Genomic DNA, 23,521 nt, shown 5'->3' with positions numbered 1-23,521 from the left:
AGGTGGTGCGCACTGCCGAGACTCAGGAGACCTCCCTTCGCCTGCCGGTCGTGGGCATGGTCGGTCGGCGCCGGCTCTCGTAGTCGGCGATGCGGGCGGTGTGGTGCTCGGTGAGGGAGACGTCGTCCAGGCCGTGCATCAGCCGCCACCTGGCGTGGCTGTCGATCTCGAACGGCACGGCCAAGCTGGCGGCGCGAACCTGTTTGGCGCCCAGGTCGATCGTCACGGCGAGGGAGGGATCGCGCTCGATCAGCTCCCACAGAGCCTTCGTGGCCGCTTCGTCCACGGTGACCGGGAGCAAACCGTTGGACAAAGCGTTGCCGTAGAAGATGTCGCCGAATCTCGGGCTGAGCACCGCCTTGAACCCGCGGCCGGTGAGGGCCCACACTGCGGACTCGCGCGACGAACCGATGCCGAAGTCGGTGCCGGCGACCAGGATCGACGCATCGGTGAATCGGGGGTCGTTCAGCACGAAGTCGGGGTCGTCCCGCCAGTCGTTGAACAGGTTCTCCCCGTATCCGGCGATGCTGCTGCGGGTCAGGAAGCGGACCGGGAGGATCTGGTCGGTGTCGACGTTGGTCCGCCTCAACGGAACCGCGCGGCCCACGTGCACGGTGAACGGCTCCATCACGCCTCCAGGTCTTCCGGCGAACACAGCCGTCCGGCCACCGCACTGGCGGCCGCCACGGCAGGGGACACGACGTGGGTCCGGGATCCCTTGCCCTGTCTGCCTTCGAAGTTCCGGTTGTTGGTGGAGGCAGCACGTTGCCCGGCACGCAACCGGTCCTCGTTGACCGCCGCACACATCGAACAGCCGGAGTAGCGCAGCTGGATCCCGGCCTTCTCGAAGACGCGGTCCAGCCCCTCGTCCATGGCCTGCCGGCGCACCGATTCGGAGCCGGGCACCAGCACGACCTCGACGCCATCGGCGACCGAGCGTCCATCGAGCACTTCGGCAGCCGCCCGCAGGTCCTCGATCCGACCGTTGGTGCAGGAACCGATGAAGACGGCGTCGACGCCGATGTCGCGCATAGCGGTCCCGGGCGCCAGTCCCATGTAGTCCAGGGCTCGTCGAGCGGCCTGCCGGGCCGCGGGGTCATCCAGCTCCGCGGGATCGGGAACGACCCCGTCGAGGCGGACGCTCTGCGCAGGGTTGGTGCCCCAGGTGACGAAGGGGGACAACGTGCTGGCGTCGAACACCACCTCGCGGTCGAAGACAGCACCGGGATCAGTGCGGAAGGTGCGCCACTCGGCGAGCTCAACCTTCCAGTCCGCGCCGGTCGGTGCGTGCGGCCGTCCCTTCAGGTAGGCGAAGGTCGTCTCGTCCGGGGCGACCATGCCCGCGCGGGCCCCGGCCTCGACGGACATGTTGCAGACCGTCATCCGCCCCTCCATCGACAGTCCCTCGATGGCTGAGCCGCAGTACTCGATGACGTGCCCCTGTCCTCCGGCCGTGCCCACCTCGTGGATCAGGGCGAGGACGAGGTCCTTGGCGGAGACCCCAGCCGGCAACGCACCGTTCACCGTCACCCGCATGTTCTTCATCCGGCCCATGCGCAGTGTCTGCGTGGCCAGGACGTGCGCGACCTGCGACGTCCCGATGCCGAAGGCCAGCGCCCCGAAGGCTCCCTGGGTGGTGGTGTGCGAGTCGCAGCACACGATGGTCATCCCGGGTTGCGCCAGGCCGAGCTCGGGCGCGATGACGTGCACGATGCCCTGCCGCTCGTCGCCGAGTCGGTGCAACTCGATGCCGAACTGCTCGCAGTTGCTGCGCATCAGCTCGACCTGGTGCCGCGCCGCGTGGTCCTCGATGACCTTGGTGATGTCCTTGGTCGGCGTGTTGTGGTCTTCCGTGCCGAGCGTGAGGTCCGGCCGCCGGACCGTCCGCCCGGACTCACGCAGCAGGTCGAAGGCGACGGGCGTGTTGAGCTCGTGCAGCAGGTGCAGGTCGATGTAGAGGAGGTCCGGCTCACTCTCGGCCTGCCGGACGACGTGGCTGTCCCACACCTTGTCGGCGAGCGTCCTGGGCCCAGCAGAAGCCGTCACGAGGACGCTGCCTCGCGAAGGATCTGGCGCTCGGGAGCCTTGTGCAGGCGCCACGACGGGTCGGCCCTCTCGAAGGAGCTCTCCAGGCGGTGCTGGACCGCCGGCCGGACCTGGTCGCGGGCAATCCGGATCACGGCGTCGAGGTCGACACCGGTCTCGATCCCGAGGAGCGACAGCATGTGCACCAGCTCCTCGGTGGCGATGTTGCCGGTGGCGCCCGGCGCGTAGGGGCAGCCCCCCAGGCCACCGACGGAGGAGTCGAAGTCGGTGACGTCGGCAGCCAGGCCCGCGAGCACGTTGGCCATGCCGAGCCCGCGCGTATTGTGCAGGTGCAGCGTGATTCCCGTGTCTGGGAAGGCGGCTCGAAGCCGCTTCGACAGATCGAAGACGTGCGCCGGATCGGCCAGTCCGGCGGTGTCGGCGAGGGTCACGTGGTTGACACCTGCCTCGGCGAAGAGCTCGACGACCCATGCGACCCGCTCGAAGCTGGTGCGCCCCTCGAAGGGGCAGCCCAGGGCGGTCCCCATGCCGCCGACCAGCGAGATGCCATTTTCGTGACCGAGCTCGATGGCCGGTCGGAGCCGGTCCATGCACTCGGCGGTGGTGCAGTTGGCGTTGGCGAGACTGTGCGCGTCGGTGGAGGAGAGCATCAGCTCCCACACGGTCGCGTCGAACTCCAGCGCGCGTTGGGCCCCCTTCAGATTGGGGACCAGCACGGAGTAGGTGACGCCCACGGCCGGCGTGTACCGGGCCATCACCTCCGCAGCATCCGACAACTGTGGGACGGCATCGGGACGGACGAACGACGTGAGCTGCACCGCCGGGAGCCCGGCCGCTGACAGCGCGTCGATGATCGCCACCTTGTCGGAGGTCTCGATCGTCGTCGTCTCGAGCTGGAACCCGTCACGTGGTCCCACCTCCTGGATGCGCACACGCTCGGGCAGCTCGAAGGGCAGGGGGTCACGGCCCGCCGCCTCGCCGGCATACCGTTGCGCCTCGCTCAGCGTGGACATCAGACGATTCCTCTCTCGCGCAGGCTCTCGATCTCTTCCTGGGGGATTCCCAGCTCTTTGAGGACGGAGTCGGTGTGCTCTCCGAGGCCGGGCCCGGCACTCCGGACGTTGCCCGGGTTCTCGCTGAACTTGGGCACCACTCCGGGCAGCTTGATCTCGCCCAGCTGGGGATGCGTCACCTCGACGAGCATCTCCCGTGCCGCGTAGTGCGGGTCGGAGAAGATGTCCTCGGCGCTGTAGATCGGGGAGTGGGGGACGCTGAAGTCGTCCAGGACCTGCGTCAGCTCCGCCCTGGTCCGTTGCCCGGTCCACTCGGACAGGATGCGGTTCATCTCCTCGCGCCGGTCGAGCCGCGCGCGATTGGTGGAATACCGGGGGTCGGTCAGCATGTCCGCCCGGTCCATGGCCTCGGCCAGCCGACGGAAGGTGTGCTCGGTGCTCGTGACGATGACCAGCCACTGCCCGTCCTTGGTCTCGTAGATCCCGGCAGGCGAGGATGCGGCGAGCTCGTTGCCGGTGCGTTCGCGCACCTGGTGCAGCACGTCATACTCGGCCACGACGACCTCGAGCATCCGGAAGATCGACTCGTAGAGCGCGACATCCACCTCTTCAGGGGGTCCGCCGGCGACGCGCAGCTGGTAGATGGCCGCGAGCGCCCCCATCGCCGCATACATGCCGGTCAGGTAGTCGACCAAGGAGACCGAGGGCAGGACAGGGGGCCGGTCGGGGAATCCGCTGATGTGCGCATAGCCGCTGTATGCCGTTGCAGGAGTGCCGAACCCGGCCTTGCCCTTGTTGGGTCCGGTCTGTCCGTAGCCGCTCACGCGCACGATCACGAGGTCGGGGTTCGTCGACCGGAGCCGCTCGGTGGGCAGGCCCCACTTGTCTAGGGTGCCCGGGCGGAAGTTCTCGATGAGAACGTCCTGCTGGGCGAGCAACTGACAGAGGATCTCCTGGCCCGCCGGCGTCCGCAGGTCCAGGGTCATGCTGCGTTTGTTGCGCGCGGATGCCGCCCACGTCAGGGAGACGTCCCCCTTGAACGGGCCCAGGGCGCGGAGCGGGTCACCCGTGCCCGGCATCTCGACCTTCAGCACATCGGCCCCCATGTCGCCGAGCAGGGCGGCCGCGAACGGGCCGGCGAAGACGGTGGCGATGTCGAGGACCCGGAGGCCGCGGAGTGGCCCGGTCACCGTACGGTCTCCGCGGCATCGACCACTTCGTCGGAGAACCCGAGCGCGAGCGAGACTGCCGACCCACACTCGCGGGCGCGGGCGATCGCGTCGGATCGGTGCGCCTCCTCGGCGAATCGGGTCGCGGTGGACGACACGATGACAGCAGCCACAACATCACCTATTCGATCGAAGACGGGGACGGACACTGCGGACGTCTCAGGGTCGCGTTCGCCCCGGCTGAACTCCCAGCCCTGTCGGCGCACCACGCGAAGACGCCGGCGGTAGGCCTGGGGACTCCACGGGGGCCGTCCGGCGGGATGGTTCTCCTCCGAGCTTCGCCGGGCCAGCGCCATGGCCTCCTCCTCATCCATCCAGGCGAGGAGGACTCGGCTGGACGCGCCGACGTGGATCGGGAGCGGCACGCCGATCTCCCCCATGGTCCGGACGGTTCGGTGGCCCACGATCATCTCGATCGGGACGCGCGTGTAGCCGGTCCGGATCTGCAGTTCGACGGTTTCCCCTGTGGCATCGCGCAGTTCCTTCATGAAGGGCAGCGCGACCCGGCGTGCCTCGACGCCTTCGGTCGCCTTCGCACCGAGCCTGATCAGTCCGGCACCGAGTCGGTAGCCGCCTCGCCCGGGAGCGAGGAGCCGGTGTTCCGCCATCCCGGCCATGAGCCGGTAGGCCGTGGGGACCGATATCCCGAGCCGTTCAGCGATCTCGGAGGGTTCGAGCCGCGTCGTGCCGTCGGGGAAGGCAGCAAGGATCGCCATCACCTTGTCGAGGACGCCGACTCCACTCATGTTTCTCCATTATTTGGAAGGTGCTTCCAACTAGTGGAGGGGATAGTACATACTCACCTTTGCCAGCGCACCCCCTACCGGGCAGTTTCTTTGGTCCCCCCGGGAGCCGCTGCAGCGCCGGCGGCCGACAGTCACAGCCATTGCGGAGGGCGTGAGCGCCACCGCAGGAAGCGAGAAGTCCATGTCCAAGTCACACCCGCGCGAGTGGGAGATCCATCACGAGGTCCCGCGGCCTGATGCGGAGATCGTGAAACAGCTCAGCGCCTATCCGACGACGCAGATCGCCGACTCGGGAGGTCCGGTCAGCGTGCTGGGTCCCGGCATCGCCCACCGGTGCGGTGAGGTGGACGTCTGCGGGCCTGCAACCACGGTGTGGACCCGCCCGGGTGACATCCTCTTTCCGCTGAAGTCAACGGATCTCGTCCAGTCGGGAGATGTCCTGGTGATCGACGGCGGGGGGCGACTGGACGCTGCGCTGGTGGGCGACGTCGTCTCCGCCACGCTGCTCGCCGCGGGGTGTCGGGGGGTCGTCGTGGACGGCGTCATCCGCGACGTGGAGGGCATTGAGGAAGTGGGCTTGCCCGTGTATGCCCGGGGCGCCCATCCCGCGACAGGTTCGGGCGAGGGGCCGGGCGCCATCAACGTGCCCATCCAATGCGGTGGCGTCCTCGTGCGGCCTGGCGATGTGGTGCGGGCAGACCGCAGCGGAGTGGTGGTGATCCCCGGGGACAGGGTGGGGGAGGTCCTCGAGAAGACCCGAGCAGTGGACCAGCGGGAGGCGAAGTGGCGGGCCGCCATCAACGGCGGCGCCACCCTGCCCGCGGCCACGGGAATCGACGCACGGATCGCCGAGCTCCGCGATGTCACCAAGGCCCCGAGGGGCTGACGCGCCTACCGATCCCGCAGGTAGTCGAGCTGGGCGAGGACACTGAGCCGGGCGGCCGGCCAGACCTCGCGGGGCACATCGGCATACACCCGCTCCACGACGGCGTCGGCGACGTCGGGTGCCTGTGCGGCACCGGCCGCGAGCGCGTCCCGCACCTGGTCGAGTCGTTCCCGACGGTGGTCGAGGTACCACCGCACCGTGCCCGCCGCGTCCGGCACGGTGGGGCCGTGGCCCGGGGCGATCGAGGTCACCTCACCGCTGCCGGTCATCGCCTCGAGCCGCCCCAGCGACGAGAGGTATGCCGCGAGCTCGCCATCGGGGTGTGCCACCACCGTGCTCCCCCGGCCGAGCACCGTGTCACCGGTGAGCAGCAGGTTCTCCGCAGGCAACAGGAAGGACAGCGAGTCGGCGGTGTGACCCGGGGTGGCGACCACGACGATCTCCAGGCCTCCGACGCGCACCCGGTCGCCGTCGCGCAGGTCGTCGTGGCCGGCGCCGATGGCGCGCACCGGCGCCCGCGTCAGCTCGGCGAACCGGTCGGCCGACTCGGCGTGGTCCCAGTGCCAGTGGGTGAGCAGCGTCTGCACGACCCGGCCACCGCGCCCCGCCACGACCTCCAGCGTCCGTGCGAGGTGGGCCTCGTCGAGGGGGCCCGGGTCGATGATCACGTAGTTGTCGGAGCCGGGCTCGGCGAGCAGCCAGGTGTTGGTGCCGTCGAGCGTCATCGGGCCCGGGTTGGGACACAGCACACACGTGGCCCGGGTGGTGACGTCACCGCCGTGCCACGCGGCCGTCATACCGGCAACTCGCTGCGCATCATCACCACGCCGTCGACCTCGACCGGCCGGGGCATGACCGGCGCGACGGTGACTGGTGCGGCAAGGAACTCGGCCGCGGTCGGGGCAGCGGCCACCTGTTCGCAGCAGACCACGGTGGGCGGCAGGAGCAGCGCCTCCCCCTCGGCGTAGTGCCGCAGCAGCGTCATCGCCTCGGTCCAGTCGGCGTGGTCCGCCTCGGTGGTGAGGTCGTCGGGGAGCTGCCCCTCCGGCACGCGCGCGGCAAGGAAGCGCGTGTCGTAGCGGCGCGGCTCGAACTCGGGGGTGATCCAGTGCCCGCGGGCGACCAGGAGGTCGGAGCGGAGCACCAGGCCCCGGGCAATCAGCATCTGGGCGAACGACAGCTGGTGCGACAGCAACGCCTCCCGGTCGCGGGTCCAGCTCGGGTCGGAGCGCAGGTCGGCCACCACGGAGTCCTCGCCGGGCCCGGCGAGCAGCACACCGCACTCCTCGAAGACCTCGCGGACGGCAGCGATCACGAGCTCGCGGGCGGTCGCCTCGTCGGGGGCGCCGAGGGCACTCGCCCACTCGGCGGGGCTCGGTCCGGCCCAGGGCAGCTCGGGATCCGCGTCCCTGGGGTCGACGCTGCCGCCGGGAAACACCCACATCCGGGGCGCGAACTTCATCGACGCCACCCGGCGCAGCATGAAGACCTCGACTCCGTCGGCCGAGTCACGGACCAGCATCACCGTCGCGGCAGCTCGTGGCGCGGCCACGTCGGTCCAGGGCTCGGCCATCCAGGCCCTGGCTCGCTCGCTGAGTATGGCCGGCATCGGGAAGTCGCGCACCGAGCCGGCGCCGGCCTCGGCGATGGCTCAGTCCTCGACGGCGACGACGATCTCGACCTCGACGGGCGAGTCCAGCGGCAGGACAGCCACACCGACGGCCGAGCGTGCGTGGGCGCCGGCGTCGCCGAAGGCCTTGCCCAGCAGCTCGCTCGCGCCGTTGATCACTCCGGGCTGGCCGGTGAAGGTCGGGTCGCTGGCGACGAAGCCGACGACCTTGACCACTCGGGTCACCTTGTCGAGGTCTCCGACGACGCTCTTGACCGCGGCAATGGCATTGAGCGCGCAGGTCTGCGCGAGCTTCTTGGCGTCGTCGGCCGGCACCAGGCCGTGACCGTCGCCGACCTTGCCCGCCTGCACCAGCTCGCCCGACACCATGGGCAGCTGCCCCGAGGTGTGCACCAGGTTGCCCTCGCGCAGCGCCGGCACGTAGGCGGCCACCGGCGCGGTCACCTCGGGCACGGTGAGGCCCAGCTCGGACAGACGCGTCTCGACACCAGAGGTCATGGTCAGGCCTTCTCTCTCTTGAGGTATGCCACCAGGTTGGTGCTGTCGGGGCCGGTCAGGACCTGCACGAGCTCCCAACCGTCCTCGCCCCACTGGTCGAGGATCTGCTTGGTCGCGTGCACGATCAGCGGCACGGTCGCGTACTCCCACTTGGTCATGGCTCGCACTCTATCGCCGGGCTGTGGCGTCGCTCGGAGTGGTGGGTTCGGCGGCGGGGAAATGCCGGGACGTCCTGCGAACCGGCGGCCCCCACGACCACACCGCAGGACCTCACGCCAAGCCCGACCGGGACGTCCTGCGAACCGGCGGCCCCCACGACCACACCGCAGGACGTTGCGTGAGGCGGGAGCCGGGCCGTCAGCGCACGGGGTCGAAGGGGCGCAGCGCCTCCGGCACGACGCCGGTGACCATCTGCTCGGCGAGCAGCTCGCCGGTGATCGGGCCGAGCGTGACGCCCCACATGCCGTGGCCGCCGGCCACCCACACGCCGGGCGCCTTCGTGGCACCGACGAGAGGCAGCCCGTCCACCGTGACCGGGCGCGACCCGACCCAGACGTCCTTGCGGTCGTCCCAGTCGACGCCGGACAGCAGCGGCCGACCGGACTTGACGATCGCCTCGACCCGCTCGATGTGCATCGGCTCGTCGGGGCCGCGGAACTCCATCGTGCCGCCGATCCGCAGCCGGTCACCGATCGGCGTGCAGGCCACCCGCTCGAAGGGGAAGTAGACCGGGCAGGGCACCGGCGGGTTGTCGACCGAGACGCTGAACGAGTAGCCGCGGCCGGCACGCAACCTGGTGCGGACGCCATACGCCCTGGCCAGCTCGGGCAGCCACGCGCCCGTGGCGACGACCACGGCGTCGGCCCTGACCGGCGGGCCGGAGTGCATCTCGATCGTGATGCCGCCGGGGCCGTGGCGCAGGGTGCGGGCGTTGACGCCCACCTGCACGTCGCCGTCACGGTCGCGCACGGCGTCGGCGATGGCCGAGACGTACTCGCCGGGGTTGATGAAGCGCTGGCCAGCGATCCGGATCGCGGTCTCGACCTCCGGAGCGACGATCGGCAGCTCGGAGCGCAGCGCGGCGCCGTCGACGTCGGAGGTCTCCAGCTCGAGCCCCGCCTCGCGGATCAGCTCGACCTCGTGCCGCAGCCCGGCCGCGTCCTCCTCGCGCAGGAACGCCGCCATGATCGGCGCCTCGTGGCTCGTGGCCTTGACGCCCCCCGCCTCGAGCAGGTCATAACCCTCGATCGCGCGGCGGTTGACCGGCACGTAGGCGGCCATCGCCTTGCGCCACTGCCCCATCGTGCAGCGCCGGCCGAAGCCGACCAGGAACGACAGCAGCTCGGGGTCCGGCTTGACCGGCACGTAGAGCGGTGAGTCGGGGTCGAGCATCGCCTTGACGCCGTACTTGATGACCGACGGCTCGGCCAGCGGGATCGCGAGTCCCGGCGAGACCCATCCCGCGTTGCCCCACGAGGAACCGGCGGCAATCCCGTTGCGGTCGAGCACCGTCACGCGGACCCCGCGCTCCTGCAGGAACCAGGCCGTGGACAAGCCCACCATCCCGGCTCCGATGACGACGACGTGTGCGGGTCCCTGTCCCGACTCGGGACGAACTGGCGTGGCCATGAGCAGCGCTTCCCATCTCCGACGACTTCGATGTCGTAGTTCTGCTCCGGACGCTATCAGCCGACCCGCTACCGTCGACGGCGATGGTCACCAACGAGGCAGCACCGGTCCCCGCCGAGGCCGGGCCCGAGCACCCGATCCTCACGCGCGTCGCCCCACCGCCGGATCTCACCGGCCGCTACGGCACGGGGCCCGACCACCTGTATGACGTCCGCCTGCCGCCCGCACGCGAGCGCGGCACCACCGTGGTCATCCTGCACGGCGGGTTCTGGCGGGACCGGGTCGACCGCGCCCACGCCGGCTGCCAGGCGCAGGCCTACGCAAACGACGGGTTCCACGTGGCGGTGCCGGAGTACCGCCGCACGGGGTCGCCCGGGGGCGGCTGGCCCGGGACCTTCGAGGACGTGCGCAGTGCGCTCGGCGCGATCCGGGCCGACCCGCAGCTGCCCGAGGTGGTCGTCCTGGCGGGGCACTCCGCCGGGGGGCACCTCGCGGTCTGGCTGCTGAGCCAGCCGGAGGGTGCCGGCGTGCGCGGAGCGGTGGCGCTCGCCGGGTGCGTCGACCTCGGCCGCACCGCCCGGGACGGACTCGGCAACGGCGCCGCCGTCGACCTGATGGGCGGCCGCCCGGACGACCTCGACGACCGATACGCCAGAGCCGACCCCGCCCGGCTGGTGCCCGCACCGGCGCCGGTCCACCTGGTCCACGGGGAGGACGACACCGTCGTGCCGCTGTCGATCTCGCAGTCCTACCAACGGATCTCGGCCGCAGCCGGCCGCTCGGTGACTTTGGACGTCATACCGGGGGCCGGGCACTTCGAGCTCATCGACCCGGACGACCCCGCCTTCGCGGCAGGACTCGCGGCCGTGCGGGACCTGGCCGGGGCTGGTTAGGCTCCGTGGCATGAGCCCAGGGCAGGCAGCGGAGTGGGACGGCGTGCGGCTGCACGTGGTCACCGGCAAGGGCGGCACGGGCAAGACCACCGTCGCGGCCGCGCTCGCGCTGGCCCTGGCCGCCGGCGGCCGACGGGTGCTGCTCGCCGAGGTCGAGGGACGCCAGGGCATCAGCCAGGTGCTGGACGTGCCGCCGCTGTCCGACAAGGAGTCGCGGGTCGCCCACGCCGCGGGCGGCGGCGAGGTGTGGGGGCTGGCGGTCGACGCGAAGGCCGCGCTGCTCGAATACCTCCAGCTGTTCTACAAGCTCGGCCGGGCCGGCGGGGTGCTCGAACGGTTCGGCGCCATCGACTTCGCCACCACGATCGCCCCCGGGGTGCGCGACGTGCTGCTCATCGGCAAGGTCTACGAGGCCGTCCGGCGCCGGCGTGACCCGAAGTCCAAGGGCCCGAACCCAGCCCGCCTCTACGACGCCGTCGTGCTCGACGCACCGCCGACCGGTCGGGTGGTGCGCTTCCTCGGGGTCAACGAGGAGGTCGCGGGGCTGGCCAGGGTCGGCCCCATCCGTTCGCAGGCCGACTCGATCACCGCCCTGCTGCGGTCGCGGCAGGCAGCCGTGCACATCGTCACACTGCTCGAGGAGATGCCGGTGCAGGAGACCGTCGACGCGGCGGCCGAGCTGCCGACAGCCGGTTTCAACCGTGGCGCCGTCGTCGTCAACCAGGTCCGGGAGGCGGACCTCGACGAGACGGCCCTCGACGCCGCGCGATCGGGTGGCCTGGACAGCGACGCGGTGGCGGACGACCTGACCGCGGCCGGCGTGAAGGCCCGGCCTGCGTTGCTGCGCGGGCTGCTCGAGGAGACCGCGGAGCACGCCGCCCGGATCGCGCTCGAGCAGGCGCAGGCCGAGCGCCTCGAAGGGCTCGGCCGCACGCTCTACCGGCTGCCTCTGATGCCCGAGGGCGTCGACGCGGGCGGTGTGCGGGTGCTGGCCCGGTTGCTCACCGAGCAGGGTATGGCGTGATGGCCGCCAAGCAGGCACGTGGCGGCGCGCGCGCGGTCGCCGATGCGCCGGCCCTGGACGCGGACGCCCTGCTGGAGGACCGAGAGGTCCGCATCGTGGTCTGCTGCGGGTCCGGTGGCGTGGGCAAGACCACGACGGCCGCTGCCCTGGCGGTCCGCGCGGCAGAGGCGGGCCGGCAGGTGGTGGTGCTCACCATCGATCCCGCCCGCCGGCTCGCGCAGGCCCTCGGGCTCGAGGAACTCGACAACACCCCACGGCCGGTCGCCGGTCTCGACCTGTCCGCCGGCGGGTCGCTCGACGCGATGATGCTCGACATGAAGCGCACCTTCGACGAGGTGGTGCAGGCCCACGCCACGCCGGAGAAGGCGGAGCAGATCCTCGCCAACCCCTTCTACCAGGCCGTCTCCAGCTCCTTCGCCGGCACGCAGGAATACATGGCGATGGAGAAGCTCGGGCAGTTGCACGCCCAGCTCAGCGCGGGAGGCGATGCGCCGCGGTGGGACCTCATCGTCGTGGACACCCCGCCCTCGCGCTCCGCGCTGGACTTCCTCGACGCGCCCAGTCGCCTGGGGTCGTTCCTCGACGGCCGGTTCATCCGGATCCTCGCCGCTCCGGCCAGGGCGGGCAGCCGCGCCTACCTCAAGGTCTTCAGCGCGGGGGTCAACGTCGTGAGCAACACGCTGAGCAAGGTGCTGGGCGCCCGGTTGCTGCGCGACGTCCAGACCTTCGTGGCCGCGCTCGACACGATGTTCGGTGGGTTCCGGGAGCGGGCCGACCAGACCTATGCCCTGCTGCAGCAGCAGGGCACCCGGTTCCTGGTGGTCGCGACGCCGGAGCGCGACGCCCTGCGCGAGGCGGCGTTCTTCGTCGACCGGCTCGACCGGGACGACATGCCGCTGGCCGGGCTCGTCATCAACCGGGTGCAGCGGACCCGGGCGAACGGGCTGAGTGCCGGGCGGGCGATGGCGGCGGCGGAGACGCTGCCCGAGGGATCGGTCACCGCCGCCATCCTGCGGCTGCACGCCGACCTCGCCGAGACGGCCGCCCGACACGAGGCCCGGGCCCGTGCGTTCACCGCGGCCTACCCGGAGACCCCGGTGGTGGCGGTGCCGGCCGCCGCGGAGGACATCCACGACCTGACCGCGCTGCGCGAGATCGGCGTGGCCCTCGCCGACGGCTGAGGCCCAGACCCCCGCTGCCTGTTGCTGGGAGAGGGCGTCACCTGTGACGCCCTCTCCCAGCAACGAGCAGGGGAGCTCAACGAGCAGGGGGCTCAGGAGGCGGTCGGGTGGTGCCGCGCTCGGTCCATCTGGAAGAGCGCCTTCCACGACTTGACGTCCGGCCGCCGCTTGAGCAGGGCGCGCCGCTCACGCTCGGTCATCCCGCCCCAGACCCCGAACTCGGTGCGGTTGTCGAGCGCGTCGGCCAGACACTCCGCGATGACCGGGCACCCGATGCAGACCTGCTTGGCCACCTGCTGGGCCGCGCCGCGGACGAACAGGGCGTCCGGCTCCGAGGTCCGGCAGGCCGCCAGGGGCGCCCACTCCTCGACCCAGGCCGCGGGCTCGTCCGAGGAACTTCCGGGCCGTCGATTCGCGATCGCTGTCACTGTCTTCCCCTGTCTTTACCAAGACCAAGCCTGCACTTAGTCAAGAGACCTTCTGCAATAGGTAAAATCTCATCCGTTGAAGGCTATGGAGTGGTGTCGTAAGGCACCATGACCCCGCAGGACCGTTTCCGGGTAGTCACAAATGACTAGTCACTGCCGGCCGGGGTGATCGCAGGTCCCGCCGCACACCACAGTTCGGGCCCGCAGGACCACCCGCCACGGCGCCTCGCGGAGTCGGGTTCGCGGGCCTGCGCGGGTTACTCTGGCCACCATGCAGCGTCAAGCCACCAAACTTGCCAACGTCCTGAGCCTGCTCGGGGCGTTCCTCGCGACGGCGGTCGTCATCGGCCTGCTCGGCGCCGGGCTGGTCATCCCGGCTGTGGGTGCCACCGGAGCCGCCACCCGCGAGGGAGTGGGACTGTTCGACGGCCTGCCCGGCAACTTCTCGGCCAACCCGCTCGCCCAACAGTCCAAGATCTACGCCGCCGACGGTTCGCTGATCGCGACCCCGGCCGACGAGGACCGCACCGTCGTCCCGTTGAAGGAGATCGCCCCGGTCATGCGCAAGGCGCAGGTGGCCATCGAGGACTCCCGCTTCTATGAGCACGGCGGCATCGACCTGCGGGGCGTGGCCCGCGCGCTGGCGTTCAACGCCGTCAACCCCACGACCCAGGGCGCTTCGACGCTGACCCAGCAGTTCGTCAAGGTCTCGCTGCAGGAGAACGCCTTGGCCTCGGGCAACGAGCAGGCTGCCCAGGAGGCCACGGCACGGCACGGCTGGGCAGGCATCGCCCGCAAGGTCCAGGAGCTGAAGTACGCCGTCACCCTCGAGAAGAAGATGACGAAGGACCAGATCCTCGAGGGTTACCTCAACCTCGTCTACTACGGCGACCAGGCGTATGGCGTGGAGGCGGCCGCCCGACACTACTTCGGCATCCACGCGAGCCAGCTCAGCCTGCCCCAGGCCGCTCTGCTGGCCGGCGTCGTGAACCAACCGGGTGTCACGGACCCGATCCACTACCCGGAGGCGGCGGTCAAGCGCCGCAACGTGGTATTGGCCAAGATGCACCAGCAGCACATGATCAGCACCAAGGCGTGGAAGCAGGCCAAGACCAGCAAGCTCCAGTTGCACGTCACCAACCGGAAGAGCAACTGCGCCGCCTCGCCACACCCCTACTTCTGCTCCTACGTCATAGCCTGGCTCAAGCAGCAGCCAGCGCTGGGCAAGACGGTCGAGGAGCGCGACCGCCTGCTCAACCGCGGTGGCCTGACGATCAAGACGACCTTGGACCCGAAGATCGAGAAGATCGCCCGTCGGGAGCTGCTCAAGGCGGTCCCGATGCACAACAAGCTCAAGCTGGGCGCGGCGGCCGCCATGATCCAGCCGGGGACCGGCCACGTCCTGGCGATCGCCCAGAACACCAAGTACTCCCTGCAGCCCGGCGATGCCAACACGACCGTCAACTACGCCATCGACGAGCGCTACGGCTCCTCCGGCGGCTTCCAGATCGGGTCCACCGCCAAGCTGTTCACCATCACGACGGCGCTCGAGTCGGGCATGCCGATCGACTCCACGATCTATGTGCGGCCTCCGACCGCGGGCCGCGCCGCAGTCTTCACCCCGCAGGACTTCCCGAAGAACAAGTGCGGCGGCGGCATGGTGACCGACTGGGAGGTCGCCAACGACATCGGCACCTTCACCGGCCGGATCTCGCTGACCAAGATGACAGCGGAGTCGCTCAACACCGCCTTCGCCGAGCTGGTGTCCAAGCTGGGCACCTGCAAGATCCAGCGGACGATGACCAGGATGGGCCTGCACCAGGGCAACGGCGAGCCGGTCGACCCCGGACCGGCCTCGATCACGCTCGGCACCAGTGGGTCATCCCCCATGTCGGTCGCCTCGGCCTTCGCGACCATCGCTGCGCACGGGAAGTACTGCACCCCCACCCCTGTCCTGTCCATCACGACCCCGGACGGCAAGAAGCTGCCGATCCCGGGCGACAGGTGCAAGCAGGTCCTCGAGCCGGACGTGGCCAACGGCGTCACCTCGATCTTCACCCACGTCCTCGACGACAACGGGACCGCGCGTGGCAACAAGCTGGCCGACAAGCGCCCGGCGGCCGGCAAGACCGGGACCACGGACGGCGGCAACGAGAGCTGGTTCACCGGGTTCACCCCGCAGCTGGCCACCTCGGTCTGGGTCGGCACGCCGAAGACCAACAACGAGAAGGTCAAGGACTTCACCCTCGCCGGCAAGTTCCACGAGGGCTGGCTGTTCGGCTCCACCATCGCCGCACCCACGTGGAAGGCGATCATGGACGCCGCCCTCCAGGGCGAGCCGATCAAGAAGTTCGAGAAGCCCAGCCCGACGATGGTGCACGGCAAGCAGATCACCGTCCCCAGCGTGACCGGCATGCCGCTGGACGAGGCGCTGAAGACGCTGAAGAACGCCGGTTTCAACGGCCGCGAGGGCCATGACGTCTACTCCGACTACCCGCAGGGCACCGTCGCGGAGATGGACCCCACGGCAGGCACCAAGATGACCGAGGGTGACACGGTCTGGGTCTACCCGTCGACCGGGTACGTCCCCGCTCCCCCGCCCCCGCCGGCACCGTCGCCGACCTCCACTCCGGCACCGTCGCCGACCTCCACACCGGCACCGTCGCCGACCTCCACACCGGCACCGACGACGACCAAGCCCAGCACGAAGAAGACCAAGCCCGGCCCGAAGAAGCCGAAATAGCGAGCGACCGGCCCCGAGCCGAAGGAGCGGAGCCGGCGGTGCAGACCGCCGGGCTCAGCCGCCGCTGAGGCGGCGCTTGACGGCGGCGGCCACCCGGCCGCCCTCGGCCCGCCCGGCCACCCGGGGCTGGACCGCCTTCATGGCCTGCCCCATCTGCGCCATCCCGGTCGCACCGGTCTCCTGCACGGCGTCGGCCACCAGGTGGTCCAGCTCGTCGTCCGTGAGCTGGGCCGGCAGGTAGCCCTCGAGCACGGTGAGCTCCGCCCGCTCCTGTTCGGCGAGCTCGGGACGGGACGCACCGTCATACGCCTCCGCGGCCTCGCGGCGCTTCTTCGCCTCCTTGGCCACGACCCTGCGCACGTCGTCGTCGGAGAGCTCGCGTGACTCCTTACCCGCGACCTCCTCGTTGGTCACGGCGGTCAGCACCATCCGCAACGTCCCGGAGCGCACCTTGTCGCGCTCGCGCATGGCCTCGGTGAGGTCGGCCCGCAGGGTGGTCTTCAGCGACTGGCTCGGCGTCATGCGTGCAGTCTGTCACCGCCCGCGTGGCGAGCCACACCCTGTTTGGGAGGATGTCCCCGATGACCTCTCTCCTGCGCAGATCCGCGCTCGGCCTGCTCGGCAGCGCCGCCACCGGACTCGCCTACGCCTCCCTCGTCGAACGCCAGGCGTATGTCGTGCGCCGCGTCAGCGTGCCCGTGCTCCCTCCGGGCACCCGGCCGCTGCGGATCCTGCACCTCACTGACCTGCACCTGGTGCCGCGCCAACGGCGCAAGATCGACTGGGTCCGCGGCCTGGCCACACTCGAGCCGGACTTCGTCGTGGACACCGGCGACAACCTGGCCGACCTGCGGGCTGTGCCCTCCGCGGTCGAGGCGCTGGCACCGCTGATGGAGTTGCCGGGCGCCTTCGTGCTCGGGTCCAACGACTACTTCGGGCCGACCGCCAAGAACCCGCTGCGGTACTTCGACCTGAGCCACCGCAAGGCCCCGGAGACGCGTGCCAGGGGTCTGCCGACCGACGACCTGGTCCGCTCCTTCACCAGCGCGGGATGGCTCGACCTGGACAACGCGCGCACCACCACGACGGTGGCCGGCGTCCGCCTCGAGCTGGTCGGGGTGAACGACCCGCACATCCAGCTCGACGACTACCCGAGCGTCTCCGGGCCGGCCGACGGGCAGGTGGCGCTGACGCTGGGAGTGGTGCACGCGCCATACCAGCGGGTGCTCGACCCCATGGTTCGCGACGGCGCGGGCCTGGTCCTGGCCGGACACACGCACGGCGGGCAGCTCTGTCTGCCGTTCGCCGGTGCGCTGGTGACCAACTGCGACCTGCCGCTCGGGCGCGCCAAGGGCGTGTCCCGGTGGTGGCCGGGTGCGGGCTCCGCCGCCTCACCCCACAGTCCGGACGACGCCGCGTGGCTGCACGTGTCGGCCGGGCTCGGCACGTCGCCCTACGCTCCAGCCCGCTTCGCCTGCCGGCCGGAGGCGACCCTGCTGACGCTGACGAGTCGCTCGGCCTGACCCGATTCGGTCCGTGGCGAGGTGCTCGGCTATTGTGTGCTGGCGCTGCCTTGTGTGGCGCCAGCCACGGGGTGTGGCGCAGCTTGGTAGCGCGCTTCGTTCGGGACGAAGAGGCCGCAGGTTCAAATCCTGTCACCCCGACAGCAGCAGGTTCGCCCGAAACAGTCGGAGCGGACCTTTGCTGTCAGGGGACAAAATCTCCTCGCCGTCCGCCCGTGCCTCGGCGGCGTGGCCGACCTCACCGGGGAGGTCCTCCTCGGGCCCCGCGGGCCAGCCGACTGGCCGCCCGCGCGGCGATCGCCATGATCGTCAGTGCGGGATTGGCGCTGCCCTGGGTGGGCAGCACGCTGCCGTCGGTGAGGTAGAGGTTGGGGATCGCGAAGCTCTGGCAGTCGCCGCTCACCACGCCCTTGTCCTCGGTGGCCGCCATCCGGGCACCACCCACCAGGTGGGCAAATCGCTGGATCGTCATGGTCTCGTCCGCACCCGCCGCGTGCAGGATCTCCTCCATCTTCTGCTGCGCGGCCTGCAACAGCTGCTGGTCATTCTCGCCCTGGGAGTAGCTGAAGTGCGCGATCGGCATCCCGTGCCGGTCCTTCTCCTCATCGAGGGTGACCCGGTTCTCGGGACGGGGCAGGAACTCGCACAGGGCACCGAAGCAGGCCCAGTGCACGTAGTCACTCATGTACTCCCGCAGCGAAGCGCCCCAGTGGCCCTGGGCGATGACGTGCTCCGACCAGGTGATCGGCAAGGGCGAGACCGTCTGGATCGAAAAGCCGCGCTGGTAGGGAGCTTTCGGGTCGGTCTCGTAGAACTGCTCGCTGCTGACCTCCGGTGGCGGCGCCTTGTACATCCGGATCTCCCGGTCGAACCGGCCGGCCGTCTGCGGCGCGCCCTGCACCATGACATAGCGGCCGACGAGATCGTGGTCGTTGCACAGCCCGTTCGGCCACCGCTCGGTGGCGGAGTTCAGCAGCAGCCGAGGGGTCTCGATCGAGTATCCCGCGACCGCCACCATGCGCGCCCGCTGGAACCGTTCCCGGCCACGGCGTACGTAGTGCACGCCGGTCGCGCGGCCGGTGCGGTCGTCGACCCCGACCCTCGTGACCATTGAGTCCGCGCGCACCTCGGCACCGTGCGCCAGCGCGTCCGGGATGTGCGTGATCAGCGGCGACGCCTTCGCGTCGACCTTGCAGCCCTGCAGGCAGAAGCCGCGGTAGATGCAGTGCGGGCGGTTGCCGAAGCGGCCGTTGCTGATCGCGACCGGGCCGACCTTCGCCGTGATGCCTACCTTGCGGGCACCCTCGAGGAAGATCTCGCCGTTCCCGCCCACGGGGTGGGGGCTGTGCGGATAGCTGTGCGGGTCGCCCCAGGGCCAGTCTTCTCCCGCGACAGGCAGCTCCTCCTCGATGTCCTGGTAGTAGGGACGCAGATCTTCGTAGGCAAAGGGCCAGTCCGCGCCCACGCCGTCTTGGCTGTAGGTCCGGAAGTCGCTGGGATGGAACCGCGGCGTGTAGCCCGCATAGTGCACCATCGAGCCACCCACGCCCCGCCCGGAGTTGTTGGATCCCAACGGAACCGGATCGGAGCCGGCGATGACGCGGGGGTCGTTCCAGTAGAGGTGGTGTGAGCCCGCCTCGTCACTGACCCAGTCCCGCTCCGGCTCCCAGAACGGCCCCGCGTCCAGGGCCACGATGCGCCAGCCCAGACGTGCCAGCCGCTGCATGAGCGTCGATCCTCCCGCTCCACAGCCGACGATCACGAGATCGACCTCGTCATCGTCCTCGAACCGGCGCATGTCGTGGCGCAGCTGGTGGTTGGTGCCCGGATGGGGCGGCATCAGCCACGCCGACTCGTTGCGCTCGCGGACGTGGTCCAGCGACCCCGGCAGCAGGCGCATCAGCTCTTCCCCCGGTCCGCGTCGCCGATCCGCGTCGGATCCACCGGCTTCGCGTCGCGCACCTCGAAGGGCTCGAGCTTGTCGACGCCGATGTTCTTGTAGCCGCGCGGAAAGGCCGGCCCGGGAAACCCGATCTCGTCCCATGCCCAAGGATGCGAATAGAAGGCGGAGCAGGCGTAGCGGGTCCAGAGGCTCCACACCCGCTTGGCGATCATGCCGTGCCACTCGCCGCTGCCCCTGTCGACGATGGCCTGGATCACTCCGCGCTGCTCGCCGAGATCGCACTCGTGGAAGGGCCGGGACCACGCCTCGCGCGAGTCCTGGTCGAGCGCCGCCAAGGACTGCTTCCACGCCTCGGCGTCCTCCGGCATGTCCTCGTAGTGCCAGCCGTCGTACTGCTTCTCGGCGAGGCGCGCGTCGATGAGGTGCACCACGGGGACGCGCGGGTCTTCCTGCTGATCGAGGAGCTGGTCACACAGGGCGTTGGCTGTCGCCTCCTCCTCCCGGGTGAAGAAGCGGATGTTCGGCGGCATACCGAGCCGTTCGGCGACCACGGCCTTGGTGGCCATGTCCCAGTACTCGGCTTGAGAGGCGGTGTCGAACCCGGGGAACCGTCCTCGCGCGTTGGGGTCCTGGAGAGGCAGCTTCTGGTTCACTTCTCGCGCCTCAGGATGGAAGCGAGCAGGCCCATGCCCCCGACCATCGTCATCAGCAGCGGCGCCAGCAACGGCGGCCCCATCTCCATGTTGTACCGGAAGTTCGACCAGCCACCGGGCTTCTGCTTGATGCCCCGTGCGTGCAGCCAGGTCCCCTGGATCCCGTTCAGGACGATCACCGACGAGGTGAGCGGAAGCATCGTCTTGGCCATCCGTTTGCTGAAGACGCCTGCGACGCCCGCCGCGAAGCCGACCGGGCCCAGCGCGATCGGCGCCCACATCCAGGGGTCTCCGAAGCTGGCCTTGTCGTGCTCGAAGAAGATCTCGGTGCTCGTGATGACCGCGCCGGCCGCCGTGAGGCCGGAGAGGCTTCGTTCGAAGCGGCCCGTCTCGACGTCGCGGAGCACCCTGTCGATGCCGTGGAGCACCTCGCCCACGGGCTCGGAGCGCCCAACCGACGACCGCATGGGGATGGCTTGCTGCAGTGCACGCATTGCCGAAAGCACGAGAGGGTCCTCCTTGTCGATGGCCTTCCTCACTTCTACCCAGCAGTGGGCTGCACAATCGCCGCACCGCGCGGGCGGTGCGTCAGGCCGGTTGCTGCACGCGCTGGCTCCACCAGGCGATCGTGCGCGCCAAACCTTCCTTCCACGGCACGCGCGCCTCCCACCCGAGCAGCTCCCGGGCCAGCGTGGTGTCCGGGCGACGGACCTTGGGGTCGTCGACGGGCCGGTCGATGTGCACGATGGTGGATGTGGAGCCGGTTGCCGCGATGACGTCCTTCGCGATCTCGAGGATCGAGCGCTCGCTCGGGTTGCCGATGTTGACCGGACCGGGATGGTCACAGGCCGCCATCGCGAGCACGCCCTCGACAAGGTCGTCGATGTAGCAGACCGAACGGGTCTGGAGGCCGTCACCGGTCACGGTGACCGGCTCACCGGCCAGGGCCTGGGAGATGAACGTGGGAATGGCACGTCCGTCATCGGGGCGCATCCGCGGACCGAAGGTGTTGAAGATGCGCACGATGGCGGCGTCGACCCCTTCGGTCCCCCTGTATGCCGTCGCGAGCGCCTCGCCGTAGCGCTTCCCCTCGTCGTACACGCCCCGTGGACCCACGGGGTTGACGTGTCCCCAGTAGTCCTCCGGCTGCGGATGGACCTGGGGGTCGCCGTAGACCTCCGAGGTGGAGGCGAGCACGAACCGCGCGCCCTTCTCCTTGGCCAGACCCAGCGCGTGCCAGGTGCCGATCGCACCGACCTTGAGGGTGTGCAGCGGGAGTCGCAGGTAGTCGCTCGGCGACGCCGGAGAGGCGAAGTGCAGGACGAGGTCCACGTCTCCGGGAACGTGCATGAAGTCGGTGACGTCGCAGCGGACCAACCGGAAGCCCGGGTTGTCCATGAGATGGGCGACATTCGCCGGGCTGCCCGTCAGGAAGTTGTCGAGGCACACCACCTCGGCACCACGACGCAGCAGCTCCTCACACAGGTGGCTGCCCACGAAACCGGCGCCTCCTGTCACGACCGCTCGACGCGTGCGGAGCTCGGGTTGGCTGGTCCTCGGCATGCTTCCTCCTCATGCGATGGCGGTGCCCGGTGATGCTGTCCGGCCACGCTCGGAATCGTTCCTACCCGTGAAGTGCAGCGACAAACCGGTCCCCCGAACAGCCCACGAGAGCGCGCGGCAGCCGCGAGAAGCGCACCGGCCAAGGTCGAGCGACGGCCCTTCGGGAGAAGTGGTTCGAGAAGTGGTTCGAAGCGGTTCTGCTGGGTAGAGGGGGGCCATGCGGGTGCTCGGAGTCAACGCGCTCTTCCACGATCCTTCGGCCGCTCTCGTGGTCGACGGACGGATCGTCGCTGCCGCGGAGGAGGAGCGGTTCAGCCGGCGCAAGCACGGCAAGCGACCGGTGCCGTTCTCGGCGTGGGAACTGCCCGAACTGGCCATGCGCTGGTGCCTGGACGAGGCCGGGCTCTCCGCCGAGGATCTCGACGCGGTCGCCTACTCCTACGACCCACGTCTGGCCCGTCCTGCCGCGGAACTCGGCCTGCCGGACCCGTGGGACCACCTGCGCCAGGAGTATGCCGAGCGGGCACCGGAGTTCCTGGCCACCGCTCTCCCCGGCCTCAAGCCGGAGGCCGTCACCTTCGTCCCTCACCACGCGGCGCACGCCGCGTCGGCCGGCTTGGTCAGACCGCACCGCGACTCCCCATCAGGCGTGAGCGTGCTCGTGGTGGACGGCCGCGGTGAATCGGCGTCTCACCTGGCAGGTCGCTACGACTCGGGCCCGCTCGAGGTGCTCGGCACCCAACGCCTGCCCGACTCCCTCGGCCTGGTCTACGAGTCGCTCACCGAGCATCTCGGGTTCCTGCGCTCGAGCGATGAGTTCAAGGTGATGGCCCTGGCGTCGTACGGCGAGAACCGCTTTGCCTCGGCGCTGCGTGACAACGTCCATGCCCGAGGCGATGGCGGCTTCGTGGGACGCGTGCCGGACTGGGGTCGTTTTGCACCGGCCCGTCGGCGGGACGACACCGAGTGGCTTCCGGAGCACGCCGACCTCGCCTGCTCGCTGCAGTCCTGTCTCGAGGAGACCCTCGTGGAGATGGCCGGCTGGTTGCACGAGCAGACCGACGACCAGGCGCTCGCGATGGCCGGGGGAACAGCGCTCAACTGCGTTGCCAATTCACGCATCTGGGCCGAGAGCGGCTTTGACGACGTCTGGGTCCAACCCGCCGCGGGGGACGCGGGGACCTCACTCGGCGCGGCCCTGCACGTGCTGTCCGAGGCGGGAGACCTCCAGGCGGTGCCCTTCGGCACGGCGGCGCTGGGGCGGCGCTGGACCGACGAGCAGCTGGCGCAGTGCCTTCGCGACGCCCGCGTGCCCTTCACGACTCCGGATGACCTGGACACCCGCGTGGCACGGATCCTCGCCGACGACGGACTCATCGCCTGGTTCGACGGGCGCAGCGAGTTCGGGCCGAGGGCCCTGGGCCATCGGTCCCTCTTGGCCCATCCCGGCCGGCGAAGCAACCTGGAACGGCTGAACGACGTGAAGGGCCGAGAGCAGTTCCGCCCCGTGGCGCCGATGGTCCTGAGCGAGCGGGCCCCCGAGATCTTCAGCGCGGGCCCACTGCCCAGCCCCTACATGCTGTTCGTGCACCGTGTCGCGGAGACCTGGCGCGAACGGATCCCGGCGGTCACCCACGTGGACGGCACGGCCCGGGTGCAGACCGTCGACCGTGAGCAGCTGCCGAGGCTCACCGGCATGCTGGAGCAGTTCGCCGCGATGACCGGGTTGCCCGTGGTGGTCAATACCAGCCTGAACACGGCCGGTCGGCCCATGGTGGACACCCCGCGAGAGGCGTTGGAGCTGTTCGGGTCTTCGCCCGTCGACGCCTTGGTGCTCGGTCCCCACCTGGTGCAGCGCGGCGCGCTGTTCGCCGAGGAGCAGGTGTGACGAGCGGGCCGGCCCCCACGCGATACGGATCGTCCGGTTCCCCGC

General features: G+C 70.2%; 23 protein-coding genes and 1 tRNA gene. 8 read left to right on the top strand and 16 right to left on the bottom strand.

Translation table 11 applies throughout. The annotated features are described in order from the left end of the window. Positions 1-22: 22 nt before the first annotated feature. Genes leuD through FCN22_RS04685 form a run of 5 tightly spaced genes read right to left on the bottom strand, consistent with a single transcriptional unit; the run spans position 23 to position 5,034 of the window. A complete protein-coding gene (gene leuD / locus FCN22_RS04705; protein ID WP_137120379.1) occupies positions 23-628 on the bottom strand; it encodes a 3-isopropylmalate dehydratase small subunit in 606 nt (201 codons plus the stop codon). Further along, positions 628-2,046 carry a 3-isopropylmalate dehydratase large subunit gene (leuC, locus tag FCN22_RS04700; RefSeq protein WP_137120378.1) on the bottom strand — a complete coding sequence of 473 codons (1,419 nt, stop codon included), beginning with the start codon at positions 2,044-2,046 and terminating at the stop codon, positions 628-630. Before leuC ends, leuD begins: the two co-directional genes overlap by 1 nt. After that, positions 2,043-3,059 (bottom strand): hydroxymethylglutaryl-CoA lyase, encoded by a 1,017-nt coding sequence (locus tag FCN22_RS04695; protein WP_137120377.1) that lies wholly within the window; start codon positions 3,057-3,059, stop codon positions 2,043-2,045. The genes leuC and FCN22_RS04695 overlap by 4 nt, the downstream gene beginning before the upstream one ends. Then, positions 3,059-4,249: a CaiB/BaiF CoA transferase family protein gene (locus FCN22_RS04690; protein WP_137120376.1), complete on the bottom strand. Its 1,191-nt coding sequence runs from the start codon at positions 4,247-4,249 to the stop codon at positions 3,059-3,061. The genes FCN22_RS04695 and FCN22_RS04690 overlap by 1 nt, the downstream gene beginning before the upstream one ends. Next, positions 4,246-5,034 (bottom strand): IclR family transcriptional regulator, encoded by a 789-nt coding sequence (locus FCN22_RS04685; protein ID WP_137120375.1) that lies wholly within the window; start codon positions 5,032-5,034, stop codon positions 4,246-4,248. Before FCN22_RS04685 ends, FCN22_RS04690 begins: the two co-directional genes overlap by 4 nt. A gap of 181 nt (positions 5,035-5,215) precedes the next feature. Between FCN22_RS04685 and FCN22_RS04680 the strand changes: the two genes are divergently transcribed. Further along, positions 5,216-5,920 (top strand): RraA family protein, encoded by a 705-nt coding sequence (locus FCN22_RS04680; RefSeq protein WP_137120374.1) that lies wholly within the window; start codon positions 5,216-5,218, stop codon positions 5,918-5,920. 5 nt (positions 5,921-5,925) lie between these two features. Here FCN22_RS04680 and FCN22_RS04675 read toward each other — a convergent pair whose 3' ends face one another. The 5 genes from FCN22_RS04675 to FCN22_RS04655 all read right to left on the bottom strand — a co-directional run bounded on the left by FCN22_RS04675 (position 5,926) and on the right by FCN22_RS04655 (position 9,677). Beyond that, complete coding sequence (locus FCN22_RS04675; protein WP_137120373.1) at positions 5,926-6,717, bottom strand: MBL fold metallo-hydrolase; 792 nt, start codon at positions 6,715-6,717, stop codon at positions 5,926-5,928. After that, positions 6,714-7,493: an NUDIX hydrolase gene (locus tag FCN22_RS04670; RefSeq protein ID WP_137120372.1), complete on the bottom strand. Its 780-nt coding sequence runs from the start codon at positions 7,491-7,493 to the stop codon at positions 6,714-6,716. Before FCN22_RS04670 ends, FCN22_RS04675 begins: the two co-directional genes overlap by 4 nt. Positions 7,494-7,571: 78 nt before the next feature. Further along, positions 7,572-8,048 (bottom strand): RidA family protein, encoded by a 477-nt coding sequence (locus FCN22_RS04665; RefSeq protein WP_137120371.1) that lies wholly within the window; start codon positions 8,046-8,048, stop codon positions 7,572-7,574. Between the two features lie 2 nt (positions 8,049-8,050). After that, the gene (sp36, locus tag FCN22_RS04660; protein WP_137120370.1) at positions 8,051-8,206 is read right to left on the bottom strand and encodes a Sp36 family protein; all 156 of its coding nucleotides are present in this window, start codon (positions 8,204-8,206) and stop codon (positions 8,051-8,053) included. Positions 8,207-8,405: 199 nt separating this feature from the next. Beyond that, positions 8,406-9,677 (bottom strand): NAD(P)/FAD-dependent oxidoreductase, encoded by a 1,272-nt coding sequence (locus FCN22_RS04655; RefSeq protein WP_137120369.1) that lies wholly within the window; start codon positions 9,675-9,677, stop codon positions 8,406-8,408. 83 nt (positions 9,678-9,760) lie between these two features. On the opposite strand from FCN22_RS04655, the gene FCN22_RS04650 reads away from it, so the two are divergent. From FCN22_RS04650 to bagB, 3 genes are read left to right on the top strand one after another with little or no spacing between them, the layout of a single operon-like run. Further along, a complete protein-coding gene (locus FCN22_RS04650) occupies positions 9,761-10,570 on the top strand; it encodes an alpha/beta hydrolase family protein (protein WP_137120368.1) in 810 nt (269 codons plus the stop codon). Positions 10,571-10,580: 10 nt separating this feature from the next. Then, positions 10,581-11,594 (top strand): ATPase BagA, encoded by a 1,014-nt coding sequence (gene bagA / locus FCN22_RS04645; RefSeq protein WP_137120367.1) that lies wholly within the window; start codon positions 10,581-10,583, stop codon positions 11,592-11,594. Next, positions 11,594-12,775, top strand: a complete 1,182-nt coding sequence (bagB, locus tag FCN22_RS04640; protein WP_137120366.1) for an ArsA family ATPase — start codon at positions 11,594-11,596, stop codon at positions 12,773-12,775. The genes bagA and bagB overlap by 1 nt, the downstream gene beginning before the upstream one ends. A gap of 92 nt (positions 12,776-12,867) precedes the next feature. Here the strand turns inward: bagB and FCN22_RS04635 are convergent, their stop codons facing one another. Next, positions 12,868-13,194: a WhiB family transcriptional regulator gene (locus tag FCN22_RS04635; RefSeq protein WP_137120508.1), complete on the bottom strand. Its 327-nt coding sequence runs from the start codon at positions 13,192-13,194 to the stop codon at positions 12,868-12,870. 280 nt (positions 13,195-13,474) lie between these two features. On the opposite strand from FCN22_RS04635, the gene FCN22_RS04630 reads away from it, so the two are divergent. Continuing rightward, on the top strand, positions 13,475-15,946 hold the full coding sequence (locus tag FCN22_RS04630) for a penicillin-binding protein (protein ID WP_137120365.1): 2,472 nt from the start codon (positions 13,475-13,477) through the stop codon (positions 15,944-15,946). A gap of 54 nt (positions 15,947-16,000) precedes the next feature. On the opposite strand, the gene FCN22_RS04625 is transcribed toward FCN22_RS04630, so the two are convergent. Further along, positions 16,001-16,468: a GatB/YqeY domain-containing protein gene (locus FCN22_RS04625; protein WP_137120364.1), complete on the bottom strand. Its 468-nt coding sequence runs from the start codon at positions 16,466-16,468 to the stop codon at positions 16,001-16,003. Between the two features lie 59 nt (positions 16,469-16,527). On the opposite strand from FCN22_RS04625, the gene FCN22_RS04620 reads away from it, so the two are divergent. Then, entirely contained in the window at positions 16,528-17,469 is a 942-nt protein-coding gene (locus FCN22_RS04620) for a metallophosphoesterase (RefSeq protein ID WP_238384521.1), read from the top strand. Positions 17,470-17,536: 67 nt separating this feature from the next. Next, positions 17,537-17,610 (top strand) — tRNA-Pro (locus FCN22_RS04615). Positions 17,611-17,707: 97 nt separating this feature from the next. Here FCN22_RS04615 and FCN22_RS04610 read toward each other — a convergent pair. The 4 genes from FCN22_RS04610 to FCN22_RS04595 form a co-directional block, all read right to left on the bottom strand. Then, positions 17,708-19,369, bottom strand: a complete 1,662-nt coding sequence (locus tag FCN22_RS04610; protein ID WP_137120362.1) for a GMC family oxidoreductase — start codon at positions 19,367-19,369, stop codon at positions 17,708-17,710. Beyond that, entirely contained in the window at positions 19,369-20,025 is a 657-nt protein-coding gene (locus FCN22_RS04605) for a gluconate 2-dehydrogenase subunit 3 family protein (protein WP_238384520.1), read from the bottom strand. Before FCN22_RS04605 ends, FCN22_RS04610 begins: the two co-directional genes overlap by 1 nt. Further along, positions 20,022-20,519, bottom strand: a complete 498-nt coding sequence (locus tag FCN22_RS04600; protein WP_137120506.1) for a hypothetical protein — start codon at positions 20,517-20,519, stop codon at positions 20,022-20,024. The genes FCN22_RS04605 and FCN22_RS04600 overlap by 4 nt, the downstream gene beginning before the upstream one ends. A gap of 94 nt (positions 20,520-20,613) precedes the next feature. Further along, entirely contained in the window at positions 20,614-21,588 is a 975-nt protein-coding gene (locus FCN22_RS04595) for a UDP-glucuronic acid decarboxylase family protein (RefSeq protein WP_137120361.1), read from the bottom strand. Positions 21,589-21,805: 217 nt separating this feature from the next. Between FCN22_RS04595 and FCN22_RS04590 the strand changes: the two genes are divergently transcribed. Continuing rightward, complete coding sequence (locus FCN22_RS04590; RefSeq protein WP_137120360.1) at positions 21,806-23,476, top strand: carbamoyltransferase family protein; 1,671 nt, start codon at positions 21,806-21,808, stop codon at positions 23,474-23,476. Positions 23,477-23,521 lie beyond the last annotated feature (45 nt).

Source organism: Segeticoccus rhizosphaerae, assembly GCF_005222685.1.
Taxonomy (GTDB): domain Bacteria; phylum Actinomycetota; class Actinomycetes; order Actinomycetales; family Dermatophilaceae; genus Segeticoccus; species Segeticoccus rhizosphaerae.
This window is presented reverse-complemented; position numbering and strand designations above follow the sequence as displayed.